Origin of the sequence: Streptomyces sp. NPDC058086, from assembly GCF_042885015.1 — a bacterium.
In the GTDB taxonomy this organism is placed as follows: Bacteria; Actinomycetota; Actinomycetes; order Streptomycetales; family Streptomycetaceae; genus Streptomyces.
This window is the reverse complement of record NZ_JBHVST010000016.1, coordinates 60,173-84,884: the sequence shown is the minus strand read 5'-3', so window position 1 is coordinate 84,884 and position 24,712 is coordinate 60,173. Positions and strand designations below refer to the sequence as shown.

Genomic DNA, 24,712 nt, shown 5'->3' with positions numbered 1-24,712 from the left:
GCGGCCTCGGCGAAGACCACCCGTTCGCCAGGCGGCCGACAAGACCCGCGGACCGCACCATGGGCATCACCTGCCCCTGCGGTACGTGAGGAGCCCTCCTTGCAGCCTCCCCGCCGCGCCACACCCCGGCGCTATCTGATGTGCCCACCCGCACACTTCGACGTCACCTACGCCATCAACCCGTGGATGAACCCCGCCAAGCCGGTCGACGTGCCGCTCGCCGTCGCCCAGTGGGAGGACCTGCGCAGCCGTTACCGCGCGCTCGGCCACACGGTCGAGGAACTCACCCCGCGCCCCGGCCTGCCGGACATGGTCTACGCCGCGAACGGGGCGACGGTCGTCGACGGCCGGGTGCTGGGCGCCCGGTTCGCGCACCGGGAGCGGGAACCGGAGGCGGCGGCTCACCTGGAGTGGTTTCGCGCGCACGGCTTCCCGCACGTCCACGAGCCGGTCCACGTCAACGAGGGCGAGGGCGACTTCGCGGTCACCGCCTCCTACGTGCTCGCCGGCCGCGGCTTTCGCGCGAGCCCCCTCTCGCACGGCGAGGCCCAGGAGTTCTTCGGGCGACCGGTGATCGGGCTCGACCTGGTCGACCCCCGCTACTACCACCTCGACACCGCCCTCGCCGTCCTCGACGACACGACGGACGAAATCATGTACTACCCGCCCGCCTTCTCCCCCGGCAGCCGGGAGGTGCTCCGGCAACTGTTCCCCGACGCGCTGATCGCCGGTGCCGAGGATGCCGCCGCGTTCGGCCTCAACGCGGTCTCGGACGGCCTGCACGTGCTGCTGCCGCAGGCCGCGACGGGGCTCCTCGGTCCGCTGCGCGAGCGTGGCTTCGAGCCCGTCGGCATCGATCTGAGCGAGCTCCTCAAGGGCGGCGGCAGCGTGAAGTGCTGCACACAGGAGCTGAGGTGTTGAGGAGCGGAGGTGCTGAGGAGGTGAGGAGGTGAGGAGGTGAGCCCCGGCTGCTAGTCCTCCGCGGGCGGCGGTGGCCAGGCGTCGCCCCAGTCCGCGTCGCGGGCCGCCCGGTACAGCGGCCCGTGACGCTTGGTCACCGTCTCGCGGTGCAGGGCCTCGTCGGGGCCGCACAGATCCAGGAGTACCTGGCCCTTGCGGATCTGCGGCTTGCGTACGACGCGGGAGGGGGCCGGGGTCGGCGGGAGGCGGGTAGCGGCGACGTAGCTGAACTTCTCGTCCTCGTAGGGCAGGGAGCCGCCCTTGACCTGACGGTGCAGGGAGGAGCGCGCGACCCGGGCGGAGAAGTGGCACCAGTCCTCGCCGGGGACGATCGGGCAGGCCGCGCTGTGCGGGCAGGGGGCGGCGACGTGGAACCCGGCGGCGATCAGTCGCTCCCGCGCCTCGATGACACGCGCGTAGCCGTCGGGCGTACCGGGCTCGATGATCACGACGGCCTGGGCGGCGGTCGCGGCGGCGGTCACGACGGAGGCGCGGTCGGCGTCGGTGAGCTCGCCGAGGACGTAGGAGACGGTGACGAGATCAGTGCTCTCGATGGTGAGCGCCGATCCGATACGAGAGCGGTGCCATTCGGCGGACTTCAGCTCCGGGTTCGCCGCGGCGATCTCGCGGCCCAGTGCGAGGGCGGGCTCGGCCCAGTCGAGCACGGTCACGGGGCGGGCGCCCGCCCAGGTCGCGTTCACCGCCCAGGTCGCGGCGCCCGTGCCGCCGCCGACGTCCACGTGGCTCGCCGGCGTCCACTGCGGGACCGCGTCCGCGAACGCCGCCAGCGCCGATCGCACCGCCTCGAATGTCGCCGGCATGCGGTAGGCGGCATACGCGACCACGTCCGAGCGGTCGCGGAGGACCGGAGTGTGGGTGGGGGTCGTTCCCCGGTAGTTCGCGATCAGCCGGTCGACCGCCTGTGTGGCCGCCTTCGGCGGGAGGCCGTCGAGGAGTCCGGCGAGGGCGGTACGCAGGGTCTCGGCGGGATGTACGGGGACGTTCACCCACCGATTCTACGGTCGCCGCAACGGGTCCCTCGCCCCCGCCGCCCCTACCCTCCCCCAAGCTCTGCCTCGTCCTCAAACGCCGGACGGGCTGAAAGATGCGGGCCGGGGTGGAGAGCCTTTAGGGGCGCGGGGAACTGCGCGACCAGCCACCACCGGCCCGCAGCCAAACGACTACCGACCAGCCACCACGCACCCGCAGGCGAACAGAACCCCGGCTCAAGCCCCCCGTACCGCCCGCGCCAGCCGCGACGCCGCCTCTGCCCGGGGCGCGCTGTCCGGCGGTCGGCGGCGGGGATGCACCGTGTTCGCGAGGAGCACCAGGAACGTGTCCGTCGCGGGGTCCAGCACAAGGGACGTACCGGTGAAACCGGTGTGCCCCGCGGCGCCCCGCCCGGCGAGCGCACCCATGAACCAGGGCTGGTCGACGGCGAAGCCGAGGCCCGGCGGGGTGAGCATCAGCTCGACGAAGTCGGGGCCGAGGATGCGGGCGGGGCCGTAGGAGCCGCCCGCGAGAAGGGTCCGGCAGAAGACCGCGAGGTCATGGGCCGTGGAGAAGAGGCCCGCGTGCCCGGCCACCCCACCGAGTGCCCACGCGTTCTCGTCGTGCACGACCCCCCGCAGCATCCCCCGGTCCGCCTTGCCCCACGGCCGCCGCTGGTCCTCGGTCGCCGCCGCCCCCGCGCACGGCCCGAAGGACGTGGCGGTCATCCCCAGCGGCCGGGTGATCCCGTCGCGGACGAGGACGTCGAGCGTACGGCCGGTGATCCGTTCCAGTACGTGTTGGAGGAGCAGCAGGTTCAGGTCGGAGTACACGTACTCGCCCGGCTGGGACGAGGGGGCCTCGGCCCGCAGCAGGGCGAGACGCGCCGCGTCGTCCGGGCAGTCGTACAGCGGGAGTTCGGGGCGCAGCCCGGAGGTGTGCATGAGCAGCTGTCGTACGGTGATGTCGTGGGCCGAGGCCGCCCGGAAGTCCGGCAGATACGCCCCCACCCGCGCGTCGATCCCCAGCGTGCCCCGCTCCAGCTGCTGCACCGCGGCGACCGCCGTGAACAGCTTGGTGAGGGAGGCCAGGTCGAAGGGGGTGTGGACGGTCATCGGCCGCCGATCCCCGGGCGGCAGTTCGACCCCGGTGTCGGTCTTCTCGTCGTACGAGGAGTAGCGCACAGCCCAGCCCGCCGCCTCCTCGACGGCGATGACCGGACCGCGGCCCGCGACCAGTACGACGCCCGCCGTCCAGGGGCGCGGCCCACGGGTGAGGGTGCGGACGTCCCGTACGAGGTGGCGCAGTTCCGTCGGGTCGAGTCCGGCCCGTTCCGGTGTGTCCGCGCGCAGTCTCGGTGCGCTCAGCTGTCCGCCGCCTTTCCGTCCACGGTGTGTCCCGTCTGCCAGGGACGGCACAGTCCCACGAAGAAGGCGATGGCCACCAGTACCGCCACCAGTTGGACGACGGCCATCGGGACCGCGGTGTGCTCCCCGGCGATGCCGACGAGCGGGGAGGCGATCGCGCCGATGAGGAAGGAGGAGGTGCCGAGCAGCGCGGAAGCGGAACCGGCCGCGTGCCGTACCCGCATCAGGGCCAGCGCCTGGGTGTTGGGCATGGCGAGGCCCATGGCGGACATGAGGACGAAGAGGGCCGCGGCCACCGGGACGAGGCCCGCCTTGCCGAAGACGCCCGTGGAGAGCAGCAGCAGCGCCGTCGCGGCGAGGGCGATGAGGCCGAGGCCGACGGCGAGGACCTTGTCGAGGCTGACCCGGCCGACGAGGATCTTGCCGTTGATCTGGCCGACGATCACCAGGCCGACGGAGTTGATCCCGAAGAGCAGGCTGAAAGTCTGGGGGGACGCGCCGTAGATCTCCTGGATCACGAAAGGAGAGGCACTTATGTAGGCGAACAGTGCCGCGAAGGCGAAGCCGCCCGCCAGGGTGTAGCCGGTGAAGACGCGGTCGGCGAGCAGCCCGCGCATGGCGCGCAGCGCCTCACCGACGCCGCCGCCGTGGCGCTGTGCGGGCTGGAGGGTCTCGGGGAGCCTCCTCCAGACGAGCGCGGTGAGTGCGATGCCGACCGCCGTGAGGAGGACGAACACGCCCCGCCAGTCGGTGGCGCGCAGGATCTGGCCGCCGATGAGGGGCGCGACGACGGGGGCGACGCCGGAGATCAGCATGAGGGTGGAGAAGAAGCGGGCCATCGCCATGCCGTCGTACAGGTCGCGCACGACGGCTCGCGCGATCACGATGCCGGCCGCGCCCGCGAGGCCCTGGGCGAGGCGGAAGGCGACGAGGAGTTCGACGTTCGGGGCGAGGGCGCACAGGGCGGTGGCGAGGACGTAGACGACGAGGCCGACGAGGAGCGGGCGTCTGCGGCCCCACTTGTCGCTCATCGGTCCGACGACGAGCTGGCCGAGCGCCATCCCGGCGAGGCAGGCGGTCAGCGTGAGCTGGACGGTGGCGGCGGGGGCGTGCAGGGAGCGGGTGACCTCCGGCAGGGCCGGGAGGTACATGTCCATCGACAGCGGGGGCGTGGCGGTGAGTCCGCCGAGGATCAGGGTGACGAGGAGGCCGGTGCGGCGGAGGGCACCGGGGTCCGGCGCTTCCCGCGCCTCCGGTACGTCGGCCACCGCCGTGTTCGGTATGTGCCCCTCCGGGGCCTGTGGGCCTTTCGGGTCCCGTCTGGTGTGCCCGCGCTCGGGCATGAGCCCCTCCCTCTTCGAGTAATCCGCCACCTATGCTCTCAGTTCGAACGGAGTGTTCGGGGTCACAGAACTTCAAGTGGCAGAGCGAGTGGCAGAGCGAAGGGCCGGGAATGACGGGCGTGGGCGAGCGGGTGCGGTGGGGGATTCTGGCGACCGGCGGGATCGCGGCGGCCTTCGCGGCGGATCTGGTGGACATGCCGGACGCCGAGGTCGTGGCCGTGGCCTCGCGGACGGACGCTTCGGCGAAGGCGTTCGCCGAGCGGTTCGGGATACCGAGGGCGTACGGGGACTGGGCCTCGCTCGCGGCGGACGAGGACGTCGACGTCGTGTACGTCGCCACTCCGCACTCGGCGCACCGGGTCGCCGCCGGGATGTGTCTGGAGGCGGGGCGCCATGTGCTGTGCGAGAAGGCGTTCACGCTGAACGTGCGCGAGGCGGAGGAACTGGTCGCGCTCGCCAAGGAGCACGACCGCTTCCTGATGGAGGCCATGTGGATGTACTGCAATCCACTGGTCCGGCGGCTCAAGGGCCTCGTCGACGACGGTGTGATCGGTGAAGTCCGCACGATTCAGGCCGACTTCGGGATCAATGGCCCGTTCCCGCCCTCGCACCGGCTGCGGGACCCCGCGCAGGGCGGTGGCGCGCTGCTCGATCTCGGCGTCTATCCGGTGTCGTTCGCGCAGTTGTTGCTCGGGGAGCCCTCGGGCATCACCGCGAGAGCGGTGCTCTCCGACGAGGGCGTCGATCTCCAGACCGGAGCACTGCTCACCTGGGAGAGCGGCGCTCTCGCTTCGGTGCACTGCTCCGTCAACGGTGGCACCCCCGTCTCGGCCTCCGTCACCGGCTCCCAGGGCCGCATCGATATCCCGGGCGGCTTCTTCTTCCCGGACCGTCTCGTGCTGCACCGCGACGGCCGCGACCCCGAGGAGTTCACGGCCGACCCGGCGCACGGCCCGCGCACCAGCCTCAAGCACGAGGCGGCCGAGGTGATGCGCGCCCTGCGGGCCGACGAGAAGGAGTCCCGGCTCGTCCCCCTCGACGGCAGCCTCGCCGTGATGCGGACGCTCGACACGATCCGCGCCCAGATCGGCGTCCGCTACCCCGGAGAGACCGACTAGGACGGTCCGACCAAGACGGTCCGGCCAGGACGGTCCGACCAGGACGCCGACACCGCACGGCAGCCCCTCCCGATTACGCTGCGGGCCCATGAATGCCCTCAACGACTCGAACGCCCTGCCCGCCTCTCCGACGAAGATCGCGGTGGTGACCGGCGCGGGCTCGGGCATCGGCCGCGCGGTGGCCGTCGAACTGCTGCGCACCGGCTGGTCGGTGGCGCTCGCCGGACGCAAGCCGGAGGCGCTGGAGAAGACGGCCGCCCTCGTCCCCGAGGCGCCCTCCCTCGTCGTACGCACCGACGTCTCGCGTCCCGACGACGTGGCGGCCCTGTTCGACGCGACGCGCGAGCGCTTCGGGCGGCTGGACCTGCTCTTCAACAACGCGGGAACGTTCGGGCCCGGCGGCGTCCCGGTCGAGGAACTGCCCTACGAGGCATGGCTGCACGTCGTGAACACGAACCTCAACGGCGCTTTCCTGTGCGCGCAGGCCGCGTACCGGCAGATGAAGGAGCAGGACCCGCAGGGCGGCCGGATCATCAACAACGGCTCGATCTCGGCGCACACGCCCCGCCCGCTGTCGGTGGCGTACACGGCGACCAAGCACGCGCTGACGGGGCTGACCAAGTCGCTGTCCCTGGACGGGCGTCCGTACCGGATCGCCTGCGGCCAGATCGACATCGGCAACGCGGCGAGCGACATGACCGCGCGCATGCAGACCGGAGTGCTGCAGGCGAACGGGGAAACCGTGGCCGAGCCGGTGATGGACGTGGCGGACGTGGCGCGCACGGTGCGGCACATGGCGGAGCTGCCGTTGGAGGCGAATGTGCAGTTCGCGACGGTACTGGCCACCGCGATGCCGTATGTCGGGCGCGGCTGACGGGCCCCGGACGGCTCGTCAACGGCTCAACCTACACAAACGGAAGCTGAATCTCCGTACCGTTCGGGCCGGTGGCGGGCTTATGCTCGTGGCTTCTCCACCAGAACTTCACACTTGGAGTGGAGGACTTCGGTACGACCACGGTCCACACCGAGGGGGGTGGTGGCAGCCGTTCCGCGGCCCGGGTGGGGGCGGACCTCGCGCGGGACCGCGAGGGAGCTCCGGGCCTCGGAACGGCTGTCCCGACATCGGCCGGCAACCACCGGCCACCGCAGTCAGCCCTGGTGACGGCCCCGCTGCTGCTCCGGGGCCTCGTCCCCCACCACACGCCGCCGCCTGCGCCACGCGTACGCCCCGCCCGCGAGCAGCGCGACCACTGCCCCGGCCCCGCCGGCCAGCCCCCACGACGACGAGCCGCCGCCCGCGGCCGTCGCGGGCGCTCCGGCCGCCGCCTTCGCCGCCTTCCGGGTGGGGGCCGCGGGGGCACCGCCCTCGCTGAGCGGATCGACGAGGGCGCCCACGGACTGGGCCTTCGCGCCCTCCTTGAACCCCCAGTCGAGCAGCGCGGCCGTCTCCTCATAGACGCCGCTGCCGCCGCTCTTGGGGTGCATCACGGTGACGAGAAGGGTCCGCCCGCCGCGGGTCGCGGCGCCGGTGAAGGTGTTGCCGGCGTTGCTGGTGTAGCCGTTCTTCACGCCGATGAGTCCGTCGTACGTCGGCACACCCCACGCGCCCGTCAGCAGGCGGTCGGTGTTCTGGATCTGGAAGGTCTTCTTGCCGCCCGCCGGGAAGTTCGCGGTCTTCGTGTGACAGTAGGCGCGGAAGTCGGCGTCGGCGAGGCCGTGGCGGGCGAAGAGCGTCAGGTCGTACGCGGACGACACCTGCCCCTTGTGGTCGAAGCCGTCGGGGCTGACCACGTGGGTGTCCAGGGCCTGGAGGTCCTGGGCCTTGGCCTGCATCTGGGCGACCGTCCTGGCGACACCGCCGTTCATGTGGCTGAGGACGTGCACCGCGTCGTTGCCGGAGCGCAGGAAGACGCCGAGCCACAACTGCTCGACGGTGTACGTGATGCCGGGCTTGACGCCGACCATGCTGGAGCCCGAGGGGATGTCGGCGAGGTCGGCGTCGGTCACCCTGTGGCGCTCGGTCCGCCCGAAGTTCTTCAGCACGGTGTCCGCGAAGAGCATCTTCAGCGTGGAGGCGGGCGCCAGGTGCGTGTGCGCGTGGTACGAGGCGAGCACCTCGCCGCTCTCGTGGTCGGCGATGAGCCAGGAGCGGGCGGTGAGCCGCTTGGGCAGCCCCGAGGCGCCGCGCACCTGGACGCCGGCGCGGGCGAGCCGCTCACCGCCGATCACGGGCGTCGCGGCCGACGCCGGGGAGGCCGCGGCCAGCGGGACGGCCGCGGCGAGGCCGAGGGCGGCACGGCGGGACAGCTGAGCGGCACGCGGGGGGACGGGAGAAGAATCGCGCATCCCGGGACCGTACAAAAGAAGTTCGCGGGTCCGTACGCCGGGGTCTCGAAGTCGCCACGCGGCGGAGCCTCAAAGAAAGGTCACGGTGCGCCCAAAGGCAGGACAAAGGAACACCCCCGCCCGTACGCCCGGCCGACTCCTGCCCTCAGCACCCCACCCAACAGGGGTTTCCTGGCAATAGCCCCTCCGGAGCTTAGGAATCAGCTGTCTTACGGAATATTGATTCCGGGCTCTGCTTTCTCAGCTCTCACACATCTCTTACTCAGCCCCGCTCAAAGGTTTCTCCATAGCTTGTGGCCGCGCCCACAGCGGGCGCCAAGAACCTTTGGGGAACGGGATGTTTGGCATCTATCTCAAGCGTGAGCTGAGCCGGCGCAAGAAGGCGGCCCTGGTGATCGCCATGGGTCTGGCGCTCGGAATCGCGCTGGTCATCACCGTCAACTCGGTGTCGGCCGGCATGCAGCAGGCACAGGACAAGGTCCTGAAGTCGCTGTACGGGCTCGGCACCGACATGACGGTGACCAAGGCCCAGGCGGCGCCTTCGAGCAACTCGTCCGGCAGACCGAAATTCGACTTCAACGCCAAGTCGAGCAGCTCCACCAAGCAGAGCTCGGACCGCGTGATGACGCAGGGCGGACAGTCCCTGGCCTCCTCCCTGGTCACCAAGGTCGCCGCGCAGAAGGGCGTGGCGAGCGCCGTGGGCGCGCTGACCCTGAACGTCACCAAGGTCGACGGCTCCTTCACCCAGGGCACCGCGAAGTCCTCGACCTCCTCGGGGTCCAGCGGCTCCTCCCAGCAGGGCGGCCCCGGCGGCGGCCAGGGCGGCGGCAGCACGGGAGCGCCCCAGGTGCAGGGCGGCGGCGCCTCCTTCGACGTGAACTCCTACTCCGTCGCGGGCGTCGACGTCACCGACCAGGACCTCGGCCCGCTCGCCACCTCGAAGATCACCTCGGGCAAGACCTTCACGGCGGCGCAGACCAACGCGAAGGTCGCGGTGGTCAGCAAGTCGTACGCCAAGGAGAACAAGTACACGATCGGCAAGACCTTCAAGATCTCCGGCACCAAGTACACGGTCATCGGGATCGCGACGCCGGACAGCAGTGAGTCGACGACCGACGTCTACCTGCCGCTGAAGCAGGCACAGACGCTGGGCGACGCGAAGAACAAGGTCACCACGATCTACGTCAAGGCGACCGACTCCAAGCAGATCACCACGGTCAAGGCGACCATCCAGAAGAACATCTCGGGTACGACGGTCACCACCTCCGCCGACCTCGCCTCCACCGTCTCCGGCTCCCTGTCGACCGCCTCGAACCTGGCGACCAGCGTCGGCAAGTGGCTGTCCATCGCGGTGCTCGTGGCCGCGTTCCTGGTGGCGGCGCTGCTGACCTCCTCCGCCGTGTCCCGCCGGGTGCGTGAGTTCGGCACCCTCAAGGCGCTCGGCTGGCCCTCCCGCAAGGTCACCCGGCAGGTCGTCGGCGAGTCCATCGTGAACGGTCTGATCGGCGGCGCGCTGGGCATCGCCATCGGCCTCGGCGCGGCGTACGCGGTGACGGCGATCAGCCCGAAGCTGACCGCGGAGCTCGGCAACACCGGTGGCGGTGGCGGCATGGGCGGCGGCCCCGGCGGTGGCGGTCCCGGGCAGCAGGCGGTCAAGAACACCATGGAGATCGCGCTCTCCGCGCCGGTCTCGGTGACCACCATCGCGCTCGCCGCGGGCCTGGCCATCGCGGGCGGTCTGATCGCCGGCGCGATGGGCGGCTGGCGCGCCTCGCGGATGCGTCCGGCGGACGCGCTGCGCAGCGTGTCCTAGTCCCCCGCGGGCGATCCCCTCGTCCCTTCGGACGGTCCCCTTCGCGCCCCACCCCTTCCCCTCTTCCCTCTCTCCTCTTCCACTTCAACGCCTGCTTCATCTTCGGAGAACCTCATGTACAAGCTCACCGGCGTCACCAAGCGCTACACGCGGGGCAAGGAGACGGTGGAGGCGCTGCGTGGCGTCGACCTCACCATCGAGGACGGCGACCAGCTCGTCATCCAGGGCCCCACGGGCGGCGGCAAGTCCACCCTGCTCCAGATGATCGGCGGTCTGGACCGTCCCTCCGCCGGCAGCGTCGAGCTGGACGGCGTGGACCTCGCCTCCATCAGCGAGGCCAAGCTGACCCGGCTGCGTGCCGAGAAGATCGGCATCATCTTCCAGTCGTTCAACCTCATCCCGACGCTGACCGCGCAGGAGAACGTCGAGACCGCGCTCGTACCGCTCGGGGTGAAGCCCGCGGAGCGGCGCGAGCGGGCCGCCGAGGCGCTGCGTTCGGTCGGTCTCGGCGAGCGGCTGACGCATGCGCCGTCCGAGCTGTCGGGCGGTCAGCAGCAGCGTGTCGCCATCGCCCGCGCGCTGGTCAAGAAGCCGAAGGTACTCCTGGCGGACGAGCCGACCGGCAACCTCGACGAGGGCACCCGCGACGACATCATGGGCCTGCTGGAAGGGCTGTGGCACGAGTACGGGCTGACCTTCATCATGGTCACCCACGACTCGTCGATCGCCCGCCGGGCACCGCGCCTCGCGACCATCAAGGCCGGGCAGATCACACTGACCGAGCAAGGGGGCCGGCGCTCCCTGTCCCAGCAGCAGTACGTCCAGCAGTAGGCGCGGCCCGGGGCCGCTCACCGTCCCAGCACGCGGTCGGCCTCGGCCGGCTGCGCGGCGGTGAACGGCCCCATGGCGAGCGGGCCTTGGTTGATACTCGCCAGGGCGGGCGGGCTAGGCCTGGCCGGTTTCGAAGCGGGTGATCCTGCCGCCGTCGTCGACGGTGAAGCTCCACCTCGTCTTCATCTCGCCCCAAGTGTCGTTGTTGTAGCGGGCGATGAGAGCACGGCCGCCGTTCGACTCGTTGTCGACCTCCATGTGGCCGCGGGAGGAGAAGATCTCCCGATCGGTCCAGTCGGCGAGGTCGCGGTCGGCACCGTCGTCGGACATGGTCGCGCCGGGTGCGAGGACGGCCCGGAAGGCGTCACGGTCATGGGAGTTCACAGCGGTGACGAAGGCCCGGACGGCCGGGTCGCTGAGTTTCGCTACCTGAATCGTCATGGGAGTCACCCTCACACCGGTCCCGGGTGCCCGCCACCCGAACGACACCCCGAACACGTCGGTCACGCCTCATCGGTGCGACGGTGGAGACATGGGAGGGACCGTTGACCGTTGCCGCCGGCCGTCTGCTCTGGGAGCCACCGTGACCTGTTTCGACCGAAGTGATCTGGGACTGCTGTTGCTCCGTCTGGGCACGGGCGGAGTGCTGGCCGCGCACGGGGCGCAGAAGCTGTTCGGCTGGTTCGGCGGGGGCGGCCTGGAGGGGACCGGGGCCGCCATGGAGGCCATGGGCTACACGCCCGGGAAGGCGAGCGCGACGGCGGCGGGGCTGGCCGAGGCCGGCGGGGGCACCCTGCTGGCGCTGGGCCTCGCGACCCCCGCGGCGGGCGCGGCGGCGGCCGGGGCGATGGTGGGCGCGGCCGCGGTCCATCTGCCCAACGGGTTCTTCGCGATGAACGGTGGCTACGAGCACGCGGCGTCGCTGGCCCTGACGGCGGCGGGCCTCGCGGTGGCGGGCCCCGGCCGCCTCTCGCTGGACCAGGCGATCGGCCACGCCGTGAACCGCGGCTGGATGGTCCCCGTCGCGCTCGGCGTGACGGCGGCGGTCACGCTGGCCGTGGTGGGCGCCCGTAACAAGAGGGTGCGCGAGGCGGCCGAGGGCAAGCAGGAGGCCCTGTTCGAAGAGTAGGCGCAGGAGCGGGGGACGCGTGGACGAGGACCCGCGGCCGGTGCGGGAAGCTTGCCCCATGGCTGATGACGACGTCTGGGAATCCATCGACCGCCTGCGCTCCTGGCTGGACGCCCACCGCACGCACGGCGGACAGGAGTGCCTGCTGCTGCGCATCCTGAAACTGTCGGAGGAGGTCGGCGAGGTCGCCGAGGCGGTGATCGGTGCGACCGGCCAGAACCCGCGCAAGGGAGCCAGCCACACCTGGGACGACGTACGGTCCGAGCTCTGCGACGTCGTCATCACGGCCCTGATCGCCCTGCACACGCTGACGCCGGACGCGCGCGAGGTCTTCATGGCCCATCTGGCGGGCGTCACGGAGCGGTCGCTCGGGGCAGATCCAACTCGGTGAGCAGCGCCCGCACTTGTTCACCCCATGGATGTGTGCGGGCCGTCGGCAGTTGGTGGGGACGGCCGAGCCTTCTCGTCGACATCACGCCGACGAAAGGGTCCCCGTGCAGGACTACGTTCTCCCCCGTGGCCGCAGGACAGTCGCCGCTGCCAGTGGGGTGCTCGCGCTCGCCGTCATGGGGCTGGGAAGCCAGGCCCAAGCGGCGAGTCTCGGGACTCCGACGCTGTCGCTGTCGGCGGCCTATCTGTCCGGCGCGGTGGGGGCGAGCGGGGATCCGGTCGTGAAGGTGACGGTCGCACAGAGCGGCGCGGACGCCGGGGCGCTCACGGTCACGGTGACCAAGAGCAGCAAGACCTCCGTGGCCACCACCGCCGACGTCACGGTCACCGGCACCGGCGCCACCCGCCAGGTCGCGGTCGCCGCGCGCGGCCGGGGCTACACCGACCTGACCGTGAAGGTCACCGGCGTGGACGGCAAGACCGCCACCAAGACCCTGCACTACGCCGCGTCGGCCGCCGTCCAACAGGCCGCGGACAGCAGGTACTTCACGGGTTCCAGCGACGCCTCCGCCGCCGTGGACGTCGGGGGCGGCTATGCGGTGGTCGCGGACGACGAGTCCAACACCCTGCGCCTGTACGACCGTTCGGCCTCGGGCGCGCCCGTGAAGACCTGGGACTTCAGCTCCGACATCGGTGTCTCGAAGGAGATCGACATCGAGGGCGGCGCGCGCGTCGGCGACACGATCTACTGGACGGGCTCGCTGGGCAACAACAAGGACGGCGAGTACAAGTCCGCCCGCAACACCGTCTTCACCACCAAGGTCAGCGGTTCGGGCGCGGCGACCGTGCTGTCGTACGGCGGCTCGTACGGGAAGCTCCGCGACGACCTCGTCGCCTGGGACGAGGCCCACGGCGACCGCTACGGCTTCGCGGCGGGCACCGCCGACGGCCAGGTCCCCAAGCAGATCGACGGGTTCAACGTGGAGGGGCTGGAGTTCGCGCCGGGGTCGACGACGACCGCATACCTCGGCTTCCGCGCGCCGCTCGCCCCCGCGGTCGCCGGCGGCAAGGCGCTCCTCGTGCCCGTCACGAACATCGACAAGGTGGTCGGCAGCGGCGCCAAGGCCGTCTTCGGGACGCCGGTCGAGCTGGACCTCGGCGGTCTCTCCGTGCGCGACCTGCGCAAGAACGCCGCGAACCAGTACCTGATCGTCGCGGGCTCCTGGGCCGCCGACGACAACTCCGACCCGTACGCCCTCTACTCCTGGGACGGCGACCCGGCGCACGCCCCGGTCAAGCGGCTCGACCTGCCCACCTCGGACCCGGGCGGCTGGGAGTCGGTCGTCGACGTCCCGGATCTCACCGTTCCCGGCGCCCGCGCCCAGCTGATCACCGACGACGGCTCCGCCGACCTGTACGGCGACGGCACGGAGGCCAAGGACCTCACCCACCCCGAGTGGAAGAAGTCCCGGGCGACCTGGTTCACGGTCGGCGGCTGAAGCGCGGGGCGGACGAGCGGGGCGCGGGGCGGCTCTGCCCTGAAGGACTGCCCCGACCGCCCGGGCCCTGCGGCTGCCCCGACCGCCGGGGCCGTGGGACTGCCCCGATCACCGGGGCCGTGGGGCCGCCCCGACCGCCCGGGCCGTAGGGCTGCCCCCACCGCCCGGGCCGTAGGGCTGCCCCCACCGCCCAGGCCGCCGCGTCCGTCGTAGCACCGTCTGAGAGGGTGACCGTATGCGCCTGATCCTCATCCGCCACGGCCAGACCCCGTCCAACGTGGCGTTCCTCCTCGACACCGCAGTCCCCGGCCCGGGTCTGACCGACCTCGGCGAGAAGCAGGCCGCCGCGCTGCCCCAGACGCTCGCGGACGTGGACATCGACCTGCTGTACGTCTCCACACTGACCCGTACCCAGCTGACGGCCGCCCGCGGCCTCGAGATGGTCGTACGGGACGGCATCCGTGAGCTGGAGGCCGGGGACCTGGAGATGATGCGCGGCGACACCGAGGCGGCCAGGACGTACTTCACGACGGCGTTCGCCTGGGTGGCCGGGGACACCGGGCTGCGGATGCCGGGCGGCGAGAACGGCATCGAGGCGCTGGGCCGGTTCGACGCGGTGGTCGCGGAGGCCGCGGCAACCGGCGTGGGCAGCGTCGCCATGGTCAGCCACGGCGCCGCGATCCGGGTGTGGACGGCGGCTCGGGCGCACAACGTCGGCATGTCCTTCGCGACCGAACACCGGCTGGACAACACCGACATCGTGATCCTGGAGGGCTCCCCCGAGGAGGGCTGGACGGCGCTGTCCTGGGCGGGCACGGACATCGGCGGCGCGGCGCACGCGCGGGAGAGCGGCCCCGCGGGACAGCCGTTGGGTCCGACCGCGTAGACGTCTCTCCGTCGCCGCGCGGGTGCGGGATCCGTCCCCTCCCCAGTGCGGGATTCTCACACCGGCGGCATGTTGTACGGCGGCATGTTGTACGGCGTCACCACCTGGATCGCCGACGGGAGGAACGGGCCCTCGTCCGGCAGCGCCTGCTGGGCTCGCATGATGGTCTGGCAGGCGCGCCGCATGTCCTGGCGCAGGTCGTGGTGGAGCACCGCGGACAGCTTCCCCTCCGCCAGCAGCCGGGTGTTGTCGTGGTCCAGGTCGTGCGCGACGAAGGCCAGCACCCCCCGGCCAAGCGCCGCGAAGGCGTCGATGGTCGCGGTGTTGCCGCCGCCGATGGAGTAGACGGCGTTGATCTCCGGATCCCGCTCCAGAGCCGCCAGGACCAGGGCCCGCTGGGTGGGGTCCAGCCCGTCGCTGTCCGTGATCTCGACCAGTCGGCGTACGGGCCCGCCGGCACGCATCCCGCTGCGGAACCCCATCTCGCGCTCCTCCTCGTTGCGGAAGGACCCCCGGCTGATCGTGACGAGCACATGGCCCGGACGGTCGGCGAGCCACTGGCGTATCAGGTAGGCGGCGGTGGCTCCGGCGGCCCGGTTGTCGATGCCGACGTACGCCAGCCGCGGGCTGCTGGGCAGATCCGTCACCAGCGTGACCACCGGGATACCGGCCGCCACCAGCCGGCCGACCGCCGCGGTGACCTCGGGGACCTCCGGGGCCTTGAGGATCACTCCCTGCGAACCGCGTGCGGCGATCCTGTCGAGGTCCTTCACCAGCTCCGCCGCGGGGTCCGTCTCACGGAAGTGGAACCGTGAGCGCACGATCGCCGGGTGCAGGGACGGCAGTTCGGCCTCCAGGGCGTCGCGTACCGCCGAGGAGAACCGTTCCGGGGTCTGCATCACGATGTCGATCATGAAGGTGCGGCCGCCGATGCGGACCTGGGTGCGCTGCCGGTCCAGGTCCTTGATGGCCTGCTGCACCTCCCGCGCCGTGCTCTCACGCACGCCGCCGCGATGGTTGAGGACCCGGTCGACCGTCGCCTCACTCAGTCCGGCCTGCCGGGCGATCTCGCGGATCGTATACGGATGTCCCATGGGTTCCTTCGCTGTGTCCCGTGATCACGGAGATCGATGAGGGGTTTTTGATGGTTCTCTGCGGATTGATTGACGGTCCCGGCCTCATGAGACTGGCAGAAATGTCACCGCGCCGGAAGTCGTAGACGTACCCGTAGCTGTAGCTCTGGCTGGAACGGAAAAGGACGGCACCACACTCATGAACCAACTGCTCGAGGACAAGGTCGTCCTCGTCAACGGCGGCAGCCAGGGCGTCGGCGCGGGCATCGTGCGCGCGGCGCTGCGCGAAGGCGCCACGGTCGCCTTCACCGGGCGCCGCGCCGAACTCGGCGAGAAGTTCGCCACTGAGACCGGCGCCACGTTCGTACGGGCCGATCTGACCGATCCCGCACAGGCGCGCGGCAGTGTCGAACAGGTCGTGGCCACCCACGGGCGGATCGACTGCCTGGTGAACGCGGCCGGGCTGACGTCACGCGGCACGCTCCTGGACACCACGCCGGAACTGTTCGACGCGCACATGGCGATCAACCTGCGGGCGCCGTTCTTCGCGATGCAGGCCGCCGTCCAGCACCTGGTGGACCGCGGGGCGCCGGGCACCGTCGTCAACATCATCACGTCCTCGGCGCACGGCGGGCAGTCCTTCCTCGCCCCGTACGTCGCCGCCAAGTCCGGGCTCATGGGCCTCACCCGCAACGCCGCCCACGCGCACCGCTGGGACCGGGTCCGGATCAACGGCCTCAACATCGGCTGGACGGACACCGAGGGCGAGGAGGAGATCCAGCGCACCTTCCACGGCGCGGGCGACGACTGGCGGGAGAAGGCGGCGAAGACCCAGCCGATGGGCAAGCTGGGCCAGGTCGACGAGATCGCCGACTTCGTCGTCTTCCTGCTCTCCGACCGCAGCGGGGTGGTCACGGGCTCGGTCATCGACTGGGACCAGATCGTCTTCGGCGGACTCGACTGATCCCCTGCCCCTCCCCGGACTCCCCTTCCTCCCCGGACTCCGCCTCCTCTCCCTCTTCCCCCCTCCTCCCCCTCCCCCCTCCTCCCCTCCTCCCCCTCCTCCGTTCCCGCTCGCCCCTCCCCCGGCGGGCACACCCTCACTGGCTTTAGGAGCAATCTCATGCGTATCGGCATCCTGGGACTGGGCCGGATCGGCGCCTTCCACGCGGCGACCCTCGCCGGGCTCGACGCGGTGGACACCCTGGTCGTCAGCGACCCGGTGGCGGCGGCCGCCGCGGCGGCGGTGGAGCGGTTCGGGGCGACGGCGGTGGACTCCCCCGAGGCGGTGCTCGCCGCCGGGGTCGACGGCATCGTCATCGCGGCCGCCACCGACGCGCACCCCGCGCTCATCCTCGCCGCGGTCAAGGCGGGCATCCCGGTGTTCTGCGAGAAGCCGGTGGCGCGGACCGTCGAGGAGAGCCTCGACGTGCTGGAAACCGTCCGGGACAGCGGTGTCGAGGTGCAGATCGGCTACAACCGGCGCTTCGACTCGGGCTGTGTGGCCGCCCGCAAGGCCGTGGTGAGCGGCGAACTCGGCAAGCTGCACACCGTACGGTCCACCACGCTGGACCCGGCGCCGCCGCCCGCCGCGTACGTCGCGGTCTCCGGGGGCATCTTCCGCGACTGCAGCGTGCACGACTTCGACATCGTGCGCTGGGTCACGGGCCGCGAGGTGGTCGAGGTGTACGCGGCCGGTGGCAACCGGGGTGCCGAGTACATCGCCGAGGCGGGTGACGTCGACACCGCCTCCGCGATCCTCACCCTCGACGACGGCACCATCGCCCTGGTCTCCAACTCCCGCCACAACGCGCGGGGTTACGACGTCCGCCTGGAACTGCACGGCATGCGCGACAGCATCGCCGTGGGCCTGGAGGACAAGCTGCCGCTGCGTTCCGTCGAGCCGGGCGCCACCTTCCCGGCGGGCCCGCCGCACGACTTCTTCATGGACCGCTTCGCCCCCGCCTACCGCGCCGAACTCACCGCCTTCACGGAGGTCGTCGCGGGCCGCGCCACCTCGCCGTGCACGGTCGCCGACGCCATCGAGGCCGGCTGGATCGCCGAGGCCTGCGCCCTTTCGCTGGCCGAGCACCGGCCCGTACGCCTGGAGGAGGTACGCGAAGCCTGACCGCCGGACGCGGGAGGACCGGACGGCACGCCCGAAGACTCGGGGCCGCCGCCGGGCTCTCGTGCGTTGCGGCCGTCGCGCGTCACGGCCGTCGCGCGTCGCGGGCCGTCAGGCGTCACGGGCCATCAGGCGTCACGGGCCATCAGGCGTCACGGGCCATCAGGCGAGAACAGCCGGCTTGAGGATCTCCTCGCACCACTGGCGGAACGTGGTGGGGGTGGTGGCCCCCGGGGTGCGCGGCTCGGCGTTGTCGAGGCCACGGTCCTTGGCCGTCGCCATGTCCGCCATGCCCTGCGCCATCGCCTCGGACATCCCCCGCCGCGTCAGCGTGTCCCTGAACGACTCGACGGGGACGTACTGGAACCGCACCGGCCTGCCCAGCACCTCGGACATGATCCGCGCCATGTCCTCGAAGGACAGGTCCTCGGGCCCGAGTACCGGGACCTCGCCCTGCCCGCTCCAGGAGTGGTCGAGCAGCAACCCGGCGGCCACGGCGGCGATGTCACGGGTGGCACAGGTCGGCGCCTTGAGATCCCCGGCGACCGGCTGGAAGAACACGCCCTGGCTCCTGATCGCCTCGACCTGGCGCAGCGTGTTGTCCATGAACGAGGGCAAAGTCAGCGCCCGATAGCCCACCCCCGTGCCCGCGATCAGGTCGTCCATCGCCAGGGACGCCGACACCAGCCCGGCGTTGCCGGGCACCCCGCGCCCCAGGGCCGAGATCCCCACGACCCGCCGAACCCCCCGCCTCTTGAAGGCGTCGCAAGCGGGCCTGCTGAAGTCCACATAGACGTCCTCGACCCGCTCGGCCCGCGGGTTCGGCGGCGCCAGCCAGAACACGCTGTCCGCACCGGCGAACGCCTCGTCGACGACGTCGGGGTCGCCGTGCGAGCCGGTCACGACCTCGACCCGCTCGCGCACCCGCGGCGAGAGCCGGGAGGGATCGCGCGCGATCACCCGAACCGACTCCCCGCCGTCGAGGACACCGTCGGGGACACCGTCGGGGACGTCGCCCAGGACGATGTCGAGGACCTGGCGGCCGATCTGCCCGGTGGGCGCAGTGATGACGATCATGAAGAGGAACCTCCTGGGGAACGGCGAACGGGCTGCCCGAACACCACACCCGGTCACTCTGCGCTCGCCGCACATCACGCGTCCAATACCTCTTCGGGCACATTGATACCCTCAGGGCATGGATCTGGACCTGCGCAAACTTCGGTACTTCACGGCCGTCGCGCAGCACGAGCACTTCGGCCGAGCCGCCGCGCAACTGCACATCGCACAGCCCGTACTGAGCCGTCAGATCCGCGCGCTGGAACAGGAGTTGGGCTGCGCGCTGCTGGTGCGTACGACGCGCAGCGTGCGTCTGACCCCGGCCGGCCGGCAACTCTACGAGGACGCGCCGGGCGTACTCGCCGCCGCGCAGGCCGCCACCCGCCGGGTGCACGGCGCCGCCCGCGCCGACCGTCTGGTCGTCGGTTTCGCCCCCGGTCTGAGCGTCTCCCCCGCGGTCCGCGCGTTCACCCGGACCCACCCCGACATCGAGATCGAACTGCTCCACCTGAACTGGTACGAGAAGGGCGAGGCGCTCCGGGACGGCCGGGCCGACGTCGGCTTCCTGCGCCACCCCTTCGACGCGGAGGGGATCCACACCATCCCGGTGGGCAGCGAACCGAAGGTCGTATGCCTCCCCACCACCCACCCCCTGGCGTCCCGCCGCCGGCTGACCCTGGCCGCCCTCGACGGCGAGACGATCCTGGACTTCCACGCGCGCCGCACCGCCACGGTGGAGGAGAAACTCGAACTCATCGCGGCCGGGAAGGGCATCGCGCTGCTGCCACGCAGTGTCGCCCGCTCCTACTCACGCCCCGACCTCGTAAACCGCCCGGTGACCGACGTCCCACCGACCGAGATCTGCCTAGCCGTACTCGAAGCCCGCCGCGACGGACACGTGAACGCCTTCCTGACCACGGCAGCACACGCGCTGTCGGAACACCGCCCCTGAAGCCCCCGGCCTCGGCAAGAAATACACCGTCAGAGAGGCGGGCCCCCGCGACATCACCGCCGACCAAGTAGCCGGCATGGCCGAGCTCGTGGCCGAAGCCGTTCGCAACCTGGTCGCCGAGTACGAGGCCAACGACTCCCGGAAGCGATCTGCGCGCGGGACGCCGACAAGTTGGAGTGCACGATCCAGGGCATCGAGTACCGGGACCAGGGCTACGCCAATACTCAGCGGTGGATCGACAACAGCCGAGGCCGGATCGTCACCAAGACGGGCCTGGCACTCGCTGACGCGGTGCTGGATACCAGGTCGTTGGACTGGCTCCGCGCGGCGCTCGGCGTGCAGAAGAGCTGAGGTCGGACACCCATGTCTTTTGAGGTCAGCGGCAGGGGGTGGAAGTGGTGTGCCCAGACGGCCGATTCGTCGTACAGACCTCGAGCTTTGAGGCATCCATGGAAGCTGCTGACGCCCTCAGCCGGGCCGAGCCAAACCCCGCCCATCCCCTCCTCGTGATCCACATGCTGACCTAGGATGGCGAGCACCATCTCAGCGGCCCGACGGGCTTCCTGATCCGTCTGCACGGCGGACACCGGAGGACATGCCCCCACCCGCACGAGTCTTCTTCGTGCTGCCTGGGGGCATTTTCTTGCTGTTCCGTGAGTCCGCGGCGTCCGTGGCCGCCCGCATCCTCGAAGGGTCGCTGGCGCTGCATCTGACCGAGAACTTCCGTCACCAGCATGGCCGCAGGCCCGCGCAGGCGGAGGTACGTTCCTGGGAGCGCAGCCTCCCCGCGCTCGTCAACGCCCTCATCGAGGCGGGTCTCGACGACGTCGAAGTCCTGGTCGAGTACAGCCTGCCCCTCACCAGCAAGCGCGCGGACGCCATACTCGCCGGCGTGCACCCGACGACGGGTGAACCGTCGTACGTCGTCGTGGAACTGAAGCAGTGGAGCACGGCCTACCCGGAGGAAGACGAGCCGCTGCTCTGCCGGATCGACGCGTACGCGGAGCCAGTCCTCAACCCCATCGAACAGGTACGGGGCTACTGCGAGTACCTGCTGTCGTTCAACGGGGTGCTGGAGCGGATGCCCAGGTCGCTGGCCGGGGTGGCGTTCCTGCACAACGCGACCGAGTTCGGGGTCGCTGGGCTGCGTGCCGTCACCGAGGACCAGCACGGCCGTATGTACACCGGCGAACAGCGCGGTGCCTTCATGAACTTCCTTCGCTCGCGACTCGCCGCAAAGCCCGGAGCGGAGGCGGCGGACGCACTACGTGACGCCAAGATCCGACCCTCCAAGCAACTGATGGCCGTCGCGGCGGCCGAGATCCGCGACCGCGAGCAGTTCGTACTCATCGCCGAACAACGGGTCGCCTACGAGAAGGTGATGTCCGCCGTACGCAAGGCCAAGCGGTCGAACCACAAGCAGGTGATCGTGGTAACCGGCGGCCCCGGCTCCGGCAAGAGCGTGATCGCGATGTCGCTGCTGGGCGAGCTGTACCGGCGCGGGGTGCCCACGCTGCACGCGACGGGGTCGCAGTCGTTCACCAAGACGATGCGCAGAGTCGCAGGGGCCAAAAAGCGCGAAGTCCAGCAGTTGTTCAAGTACTTCAACAGCTTCATGGATGCGGAGCCGAACGACCTCGACGTACTGATCTGCGACGAGGCCCACCGCCTACGGAAGACCTCCGCCAATCGCTACACCAAGGCAGAGCTCCGTACCGACCGTCTGCAAGTGGCCGAACTGATCGACGCGGCCCGGGTGCCCGTGTTCCTGCTGGACCAGCACCAGGTGGTGCGGCCCGGCGAGATGGGGACCAAGGAGCAGATCCAGCGGGCCGCCGCCGAACATGGCCTCGACTGCACGATGGTGGAGCTGGACAGCCAGTTCCGGTGCGGCGGCAGTGATGCGTACGAGAAGTGGGTCGTCGACCTGCTCGGCCTGGAGGGTGGTACGCCCAGCCACTGGAAGCCGGACGGCAAGTTCGAGCTGCTGACCGCCGAAAGTCCCCAGGAGCTGGAGGACTTCCTCGTCGCGCGACGCAAGGAGGACTACGGTGCCCGGATGTCGGCCGGCTACTGCTGGAAGTGGACCACCAAGGTCACCCCGGACATGGCGGCGCTGCCCGCCGACGTCGTCATCGGCCAGTGGGCCCGTCCCTGGAACGTGTATGGCGACCGGTCCCTGCTCGGGGCGCCGCCCGCCCCCCTGTGGGCCACCGATCCAGCCGGTTTCGGCCAGGTCGGCTGTGTCTACACCGCGCAGGGCTTCGAGTACGACTGGTCCGGCGTGATCATCGGCCCCGACCTGGTCTGGCGAACGGACCGCTGGGTCGTGGACCGCTCAGCGTCGAAGGACCCGTCGTTCACGAAAGCGACGTCGGACGCGGACATCAACCGGCTCATCCGCAACACCTACAAGGTGCTGCTGACCCGGGGCATGATCGGCACGATCGTCTACTCAACGGACCCAGAGACTCGCGAGAAGCTGCGGTCGCTCATTCACCCGGCGTCGGGGGTCGAGGCGCCTGCGCTCGTGTAGGGCCATCGGTAGTACCGTGTGTGCGAAGAAGCAGGTCGAGCGCGTCGTCGTTCTCGCCGGGAAGGTGATGAGCACATCGCCGAAGACTCGCTCGCGGGGGATGCCGGCAGCGGTGATCGCACCTTCGGCGTCCCGGACAGTCCAGTGCCGCTCGGGGCTCTGGGGGTCGTGATCACTTTTCCGTCGAAGACCTCGACCTTGTAGCCCTCGACAATGGCACCCCGTTAGATCAGATCGCTCATGACGCCCACGGCAGCTCACCTCCCGAGTTCAATGTGGCTGGTTGAGGTGGGGCAGATGACCAACACCTCGGCAAACCGCCTCAGCAGGAGCAGAGCTTCGAAGAAGAGGGGACAGTCCGAAGCTTCCACCGATCCCGGAGCGGTTCACTCTGCGAGCGCAACACTGGTCTGGTTGGCATGGACCTGCGCACGCGGCTCCGGAGGCCGTACCCGCGATCCAGCCGCGCGGCGGACAGACCAGGTGGGGCCCAACTGTTGGTACTCCGCTGACCTGCCGGGTATACGGCACGGCTATGAACTGCTCGTTCGTAGCCCCCAGTCGTGCGTCAGAGCCCTGCCACAAAGTCCACGAACGCGGCCCACTCCGAGCTCCGGAAGGCGAGGGGGTCGCGGGCGGGATCCTTGGAGTCGCGGACGTGGACGGTGCCGGGCGTTGCGGCTACCTCCAGGCATTCACCGCCCTCGTTACCGCTGTAGCTGCTCTTGAACCAGGCGAGGCGCGCGCATTCCGCGGTGTTCATCGTTCCCCCAGCAAGTCCTCCATCAGGTCCAAGGACTCCCTTGGCGTGAGCGCCTGGGCCCTGATGCTGCCGTACCTTGCGGCCAGGATACGTACGTCCTCTGCGTCCGAGATCAGTCGGCTGCTGTTCTGCGCCTCCGTGTATCCCACCTGTGCCTTCCCCTTCGGGATGAGGAGGACGAAGGCGCCACCCATTCCGGCGTGCTCCACCCGATCCGTCGGCATCACCTGAAGCTCCACATTGCGCAGTCGGCCGAGCTTGATCAGCCGCTCCAACTGCTCCTTGTGGACATCCAGACCACCGATGGGCCGTCGCAGTACCACTTCCTCGATGACTGCCGTCACTATGGGAAGAGGCCAACGCGTGAGGATCTCTTGCCGGTCCATCCGAGAGGCCACCCGCTGCTCGATGATGTCCTCGCTCAGAAGCGGCTTACGCATCTCGTATAGGGCACGGGTCCGCCGCTGAGTCTGCAACAGGCCGGGAACATCATGGTTGTTGTAGAAGTTGATCTCGACCGCTTCCCGCTCCAGCCGCGCGTAATCCCTGAACCAGGCCGGATGCCGAACCCTCGCCTTCGCCTTGGCCTTCTCCACGTCCTCGATCGTGGCCGTCAATAGCCCTCCGGCATCCAGCAGTTCATCCGCTGCCTCCAAGAACTCCCGCTGCGGCGTCCGTCTCCCCCGCTCCAGCGAGGAGACCAGATCCTCGCTGTAGCCGAGCCGGTCCCCCAGCTCCTTCTGCGTGAGCCCGGCCCGCTCCCGAAGTACCTTGACCTGCTTGCCGATCGCGCGGTTCAGGTCGCTGGCCTGCTCACCCTCGTCGTACGTCTCCTGCGGCTCCGTCACCGTCATCCCAACACCCGCCCTGCCGTCCCGCACCCCACCAGGTCACGGCCGACACCCCGTACAGGACACCGTCCGTACCGGTACGCACACTCTGCGTACCGAAGGATTCCCTGGTCAGAGTAGAGCGAGGCGGCCACGCTCAGTGACATGAAGTCAGAAATCTCCACCCGGCATTTCACCCAGCTGCTCAGCGCCACGCCTCGCGGCGCCCGCCTGGCGCGACTGCTGGCTGTGCAGCAACTCGACGAGTGGGGATGGCCGCCCAGCTGCGAGGTGAGCGAGTCCTCTGCGCTGGTCGTCGCCGAGCTGGCGGCGAACGCGGTCGCGCACGGGCGCGTGAAGGGGCTCGGGTTCCGGCTCACACTCACCGTCGAGGCCTCGGACACGCTCCGTATCGAAGTGGCCGACCCACGGGGCAACCGTCGACCCCTGGCCCGTCGTACCGCGAGTCCCACCGACGAGACGGGGCGCGGGCTGCTCCTCGTCGACGCGCTGACGGCCCGGTGGGGCAGTGAGCCATGGCCGCCGTCCGGCAAGGTCGTGTGGGCGGAGATCGGTCTTCCTCGCCCTGTGCTCACTGCTTCCGCATCCGCCGCTCAGCCCTCAACCGGGGCTGTACCGGAGGCAGCAAGCTGATTATGGAAGGCGTCATAGGGAGAGGGCCCTGACCAGGCCATACGGCCAGGT

At 70.5% G+C, this 24,712-nt stretch carries 23 protein-coding genes and 1 pseudogene; 15 read left to right on the top strand and 9 right to left on the bottom strand.

Going from position 1 to position 24,712, the window contains the following annotated elements; genetic code table 11:
* The first annotated feature begins 99 nt into the window (after positions 1–99).
* Positions 100–921 (top strand): dimethylargininase, encoded by an 822-nt coding sequence (ddaH, locus tag ACFVWD_RS15425; RefSeq protein ID WP_389596427.1) that lies wholly within the window; start codon positions 100–102, stop codon positions 919–921.
* A gap of 50 nt (positions 922–971) precedes the next feature.
* Here the strand turns inward: ddaH and ACFVWD_RS15420 are convergent, their stop codons facing one another.
* From ACFVWD_RS15420 to ACFVWD_RS15410, 3 genes are all read right to left on the bottom strand, one after another.
* Positions 972–1,967, bottom strand: coding sequence for a small ribosomal subunit Rsm22 family protein (locus ACFVWD_RS15420; protein WP_389596425.1), 996 nt, complete (start codon positions 1,965–1,967; stop codon positions 972–974).
* A gap of 219 nt (positions 1,968–2,186) precedes the next feature.
* On the bottom strand, positions 2,187–3,359 hold the full coding sequence (locus ACFVWD_RS15415) for a serine hydrolase domain-containing protein (RefSeq protein WP_389596516.1): 1,173 nt from the start codon (positions 3,357–3,359) through the stop codon (positions 2,187–2,189).
* Positions 3,314–4,660 carry a multidrug effflux MFS transporter gene (locus ACFVWD_RS15410; protein ID WP_389596423.1) on the bottom strand — a complete coding sequence of 449 codons (1,347 nt, stop codon included), beginning with the start codon at positions 4,658–4,660 and terminating at the stop codon, positions 3,314–3,316. Before ACFVWD_RS15410 ends, ACFVWD_RS15415 begins: the two co-directional genes overlap by 46 nt.
* Positions 4,661–4,770: 110 nt before the next feature.
* On the opposite strand from ACFVWD_RS15410, the gene ACFVWD_RS15405 reads away from it, so the two are divergent.
* Both ACFVWD_RS15405 and ACFVWD_RS15400 read left to right on the top strand, forming a co-directional pair.
* Positions 4,771–5,778, top strand: a complete 1,008-nt coding sequence (locus ACFVWD_RS15405) for a Gfo/Idh/MocA family protein (RefSeq protein ID WP_389596421.1) — start codon at positions 4,771–4,773, stop codon at positions 5,776–5,778.
* Between the two features lie 88 nt (positions 5,779–5,866).
* The gene (locus tag ACFVWD_RS15400) at positions 5,867–6,652 is read left to right on the top strand and encodes an SDR family oxidoreductase (protein WP_389596419.1); all 786 of its coding nucleotides are present in this window, start codon (positions 5,867–5,869) and stop codon (positions 6,650–6,652) included.
* A gap of 275 nt (positions 6,653–6,927) precedes the next feature.
* Here ACFVWD_RS15400 and ACFVWD_RS15395 read toward each other — a convergent pair whose 3' ends face one another.
* Positions 6,928–8,124, bottom strand: coding sequence for a D-alanyl-D-alanine carboxypeptidase family protein (locus ACFVWD_RS15395; RefSeq protein WP_389596417.1), 1,197 nt, complete (start codon positions 8,122–8,124; stop codon positions 6,928–6,930).
* A gap of 337 nt (positions 8,125–8,461) precedes the next feature.
* On the opposite strand from ACFVWD_RS15395, the gene ACFVWD_RS15390 reads away from it, so the two are divergent.
* Both ACFVWD_RS15390 and ACFVWD_RS15385 read left to right on the top strand, forming a co-directional pair.
* On the top strand, positions 8,462–9,937 hold the full coding sequence (locus ACFVWD_RS15390) for an ABC transporter permease (RefSeq protein ID WP_389596416.1): 1,476 nt from the start codon (positions 8,462–8,464) through the stop codon (positions 9,935–9,937).
* A gap of 114 nt (positions 9,938–10,051) precedes the next feature.
* Positions 10,052–10,768: an ABC transporter ATP-binding protein gene (locus tag ACFVWD_RS15385; RefSeq protein ID WP_389596414.1), complete on the top strand. Its 717-nt coding sequence runs from the start codon at positions 10,052–10,054 to the stop codon at positions 10,766–10,768.
* Positions 10,769–10,882: 114 nt separating this feature from the next.
* Here ACFVWD_RS15385 and ACFVWD_RS15380 read toward each other — a convergent pair whose 3' ends face one another.
* The gene (locus tag ACFVWD_RS15380; protein ID WP_389596412.1) at positions 10,883–11,209 is read right to left on the bottom strand and encodes a nuclear transport factor 2 family protein; all 327 of its coding nucleotides are present in this window, start codon (positions 11,207–11,209) and stop codon (positions 10,883–10,885) included.
* A gap of 142 nt (positions 11,210–11,351) precedes the next feature.
* On the opposite strand from ACFVWD_RS15380, the gene ACFVWD_RS15375 reads away from it, so the two are divergent.
* The 4 genes from ACFVWD_RS15375 to ACFVWD_RS15360 all read left to right on the top strand — a co-directional run bounded on the left by ACFVWD_RS15375 (position 11,352) and on the right by ACFVWD_RS15360 (position 14,672).
* Complete coding sequence (locus tag ACFVWD_RS15375; protein ID WP_389596411.1) at positions 11,352–11,897, top strand: DoxX family protein; 546 nt, start codon at positions 11,352–11,354, stop codon at positions 11,895–11,897.
* A gap of 58 nt (positions 11,898–11,955) precedes the next feature.
* Positions 11,956–12,288, top strand: coding sequence for a MazG-like family protein (locus ACFVWD_RS15370; RefSeq protein WP_389596409.1), 333 nt, complete (start codon positions 11,956–11,958; stop codon positions 12,286–12,288).
* A 175-nt stretch (positions 12,289–12,463) separates the two neighbouring features.
* A complete protein-coding gene (locus ACFVWD_RS15365; RefSeq protein ID WP_389596514.1) occupies positions 12,464–13,786 on the top strand; it encodes a hypothetical protein in 1,323 nt (440 codons plus the stop codon).
* A gap of 235 nt (positions 13,787–14,021) precedes the next feature.
* Positions 14,022–14,672 carry a histidine phosphatase family protein gene (locus tag ACFVWD_RS15360; protein ID WP_389596407.1) on the top strand — a complete coding sequence of 217 codons (651 nt, stop codon included), beginning with the start codon at positions 14,022–14,024 and terminating at the stop codon, positions 14,670–14,672.
* 56 nt (positions 14,673–14,728) lie between these two features.
* Here the strand turns inward: ACFVWD_RS15360 and ACFVWD_RS15355 are convergent, their stop codons facing one another.
* The gene (locus tag ACFVWD_RS15355) at positions 14,729–15,766 is read right to left on the bottom strand and encodes a LacI family DNA-binding transcriptional regulator (RefSeq protein ID WP_389596406.1); all 1,038 of its coding nucleotides are present in this window, start codon (positions 15,764–15,766) and stop codon (positions 14,729–14,731) included.
* Between the two features lie 178 nt (positions 15,767–15,944).
* Between ACFVWD_RS15355 and ACFVWD_RS15350 the strand changes: the two genes are divergently transcribed.
* On the top strand, positions 15,945–16,709 hold the full coding sequence (locus tag ACFVWD_RS15350; protein ID WP_389596404.1) for an SDR family oxidoreductase: 765 nt from the start codon (positions 15,945–15,947) through the stop codon (positions 16,707–16,709).
* A 159-nt stretch (positions 16,710–16,868) separates the two neighbouring features.
* Positions 16,869–17,873: a Gfo/Idh/MocA family oxidoreductase gene (locus ACFVWD_RS15345; protein ID WP_389596402.1), complete on the top strand. Its 1,005-nt coding sequence runs from the start codon at positions 16,869–16,871 to the stop codon at positions 17,871–17,873.
* Positions 17,874–18,032: 159 nt separating this feature from the next.
* On the opposite strand, the gene ACFVWD_RS15340 is transcribed toward ACFVWD_RS15345, so the two are convergent.
* Positions 18,033–18,947 carry an NAD(P)H-binding protein gene (locus ACFVWD_RS15340; protein WP_389596401.1) on the bottom strand — a complete coding sequence of 305 codons (915 nt, stop codon included), beginning with the start codon at positions 18,945–18,947 and terminating at the stop codon, positions 18,033–18,035.
* A gap of 118 nt (positions 18,948–19,065) precedes the next feature.
* On the opposite strand from ACFVWD_RS15340, the gene ACFVWD_RS15335 reads away from it, so the two are divergent.
* From ACFVWD_RS15335 to ACFVWD_RS15325, 3 genes and pseudogenes are all read left to right on the top strand, one after another.
* Positions 19,066–19,878: a LysR family transcriptional regulator gene (locus ACFVWD_RS15335; protein ID WP_389596399.1), complete on the top strand. Its 813-nt coding sequence runs from the start codon at positions 19,066–19,068 to the stop codon at positions 19,876–19,878.
* A 10-nt stretch (positions 19,879–19,888) separates the two neighbouring features.
* Positions 19,889–20,229: pseudogene (locus tag ACFVWD_RS15330) on the top strand (HD domain-containing protein); the annotation flags it as partial.
* A 244-nt stretch (positions 20,230–20,473) separates the two neighbouring features.
* A complete protein-coding gene (locus tag ACFVWD_RS15325) occupies positions 20,474–22,414 on the top strand; it encodes a DNA/RNA helicase domain-containing protein (protein WP_389596396.1) in 1,941 nt (646 codons plus the stop codon).
* Positions 22,415–22,982: 568 nt separating this feature from the next.
* On the opposite strand, the gene ACFVWD_RS15320 is transcribed toward ACFVWD_RS15325, so the two are convergent.
* Both ACFVWD_RS15320 and ACFVWD_RS15315 read right to left on the bottom strand, forming a co-directional pair.
* Complete coding sequence (locus tag ACFVWD_RS15320) at positions 22,983–23,177, bottom strand: DUF397 domain-containing protein (RefSeq protein WP_389596394.1); 195 nt, start codon at positions 23,175–23,177, stop codon at positions 22,983–22,985.
* Complete coding sequence (locus ACFVWD_RS15315; protein ID WP_389596393.1) at positions 23,174–24,031, bottom strand: Scr1 family TA system antitoxin-like transcriptional regulator; 858 nt, start codon at positions 24,029–24,031, stop codon at positions 23,174–23,176. The genes ACFVWD_RS15320 and ACFVWD_RS15315 overlap by 4 nt, the downstream gene beginning before the upstream one ends.
* A gap of 141 nt (positions 24,032–24,172) precedes the next feature.
* Here ACFVWD_RS15315 and ACFVWD_RS15310 point away from each other — a divergent pair, with 141 nt between their 5' ends.
* Positions 24,173–24,661 (top strand): ATP-binding protein, encoded by a 489-nt coding sequence (locus ACFVWD_RS15310; RefSeq protein ID WP_389596392.1) that lies wholly within the window; start codon positions 24,173–24,175, stop codon positions 24,659–24,661.
* Positions 24,662–24,712: the final 51 nt, after the last annotated feature.